This is a genomic window from Bacteroidia bacterium (assembly GCA_016218155.1).
Lineage (GTDB): Bacteria > Bacteroidota > Bacteroidia > Bacteroidales > GWA2-32-17 > GWA2-32-17.
In genome coordinates this window covers 1-1,624 of record JACREQ010000057.1, presented here as the reverse complement: position 1 = coordinate 1,624, position 1,624 = coordinate 1, and the positions used below count along the sequence as shown (strand labels likewise).

Genomic DNA, 1,624 nt, shown 5'->3' with positions numbered 1-1,624 from the left:
TTGAAGATATTTGGGATTTACAAACACCATACCCGAAATACTATTTGAATTATCAAATTCGTGATTTAGTGTTACTCCCATTTTTCCTAAACGATTAAATCTTCTCTCATCCCTTTGTAAATAAGTGGGGTTTGATTGAGTGGGATCTGCATCGAATTGTTTCTTCGTTAATGGTCCCGGAATATGAAACATATTCGAAACTCCTGAAAGAAAAATTCCCAGTTTTGTTCCTTCATCCAAATTTGAAACCAAACCCAAATTAAATAAAGTTCTAAAACTGGAGGAATGATTTCTCCATCCGTCCAAATTACTATTTGAGAGTGATGTAAAAAGTTTCCCGTTCTGAAAATGTGTATTGGCTTTAACTTGGAACTGATTGAACCCAAAACTTCCAACAAGAGAACGCAAATAAATTCCTTCATCTGTTCCTGTAGGTACAGTAGATAGATTTACAACACCTCCCGCAGCATTACCCCAAATCGCAGAAGCATTCGAGCGTATTACTTCTATGTTATCGGCAATACTCAAATCAATTTGATCGAAGGATGTTCTGCCATCAGGTTCTGTTTCGGGAATTCCATCAACCATAACACGGATTCCTCTTGATGTACCCGAATTAGATCTGTCACCGGCACCACGAGCTCCAAACCCGCGAACTACAAGCCGTACATCTTGATTACCCGATCTCGACTGCGCTAATACTCCGGGAATAGTGGATAGAGCTTCATCCAATCCATAACCGCGTAAGTTTTTTAACAGTTGCGATTGAAGTATTGAAACTGCGTAAGGAATTTCCAAAAGATTTTCAGCATAGCGTGTTGCAGTAACTGAAATTTGTTTCATCTCATAAATTAATGTGTCTGTTTGAGTTTTTTGCTGTGCTTGTACAAATGAAATTGTTATAAGAATAAAAAGAATAATTCTTTTCATGTAGAACTCCGACATATTTAAAAATTATTGTTTGTTAATATTCATTCCCATTATTCATATAAGAACAAGAAATTAACTTCAATTTTAGGAATGATAAAAAAAGTGGTTAGATGTGAGAGACCTTAGGAGGCGGAGTTAAAACTTTCAGAGTGTTAAGATGGTAATTACTATTCAAATAGTTGGAATATTTTACTTTTTGAATTGGCGATTCAATTCCCGGCACTCTTCCATATTCGGCATACTGAATCAGATGATTAAAATTAATGGAAGAACCTACAGCTACATTTTGATTAAGATTTTTATTAACTGTTTTGGCAAATTCTTTTTCCAGTTTATCTTCTTTTTTATCGTTAATACAATAGAAAATTATTTTATCTGTTCGCTTTTCTTCTTTTACAATATCATACATCTTACCTTCATACTTAATCTCTTTTTTATTGATACGCTGAAAGATTTTGCCCTCATTGATCAAGGTTTTAGAAACAGAAATGATTTCAATCTTATCTTTAAATTTTAACAAAGCTATTTCCTCAAATGCTTTTCCCTTTGCATTCTCTCTTTCGATCAAAAAATAAAAAATGAATCCAAACGAATTGAACGCAAATGCAACAAGAATTAGTATCGTTAAAATATTTTTAATCTTCAACATTTATCTTTTTCATTTCTTGAAGAAGTGGCGGTAAATCATATTTAA

The 1,624-nt window shown here is 33.3% G+C and carries 2 protein-coding genes; both read right to left on the bottom strand.

Features of this window, described 5'->3' with window-relative positions; genetic code table 11:
• Nucleotides 1–945 (bottom strand): TonB-dependent receptor plug domain-containing protein (locus tag HY951_10505; protein ID MBI5540478.1); only part of this gene is annotated, 945 nt, incomplete at its 3' end.
• A 91-nt stretch (nt 946–1,036) separates the two neighbouring features.
• Nucleotides 1,037–1,579: a hypothetical protein gene (locus HY951_10500; protein MBI5540477.1), complete on the bottom strand. Its 543-nt coding sequence runs from the start codon at nt 1,577–1,579 to the stop codon at nt 1,037–1,039.
• Nucleotides 1,580–1,624: the final 45 nt, after the last annotated feature.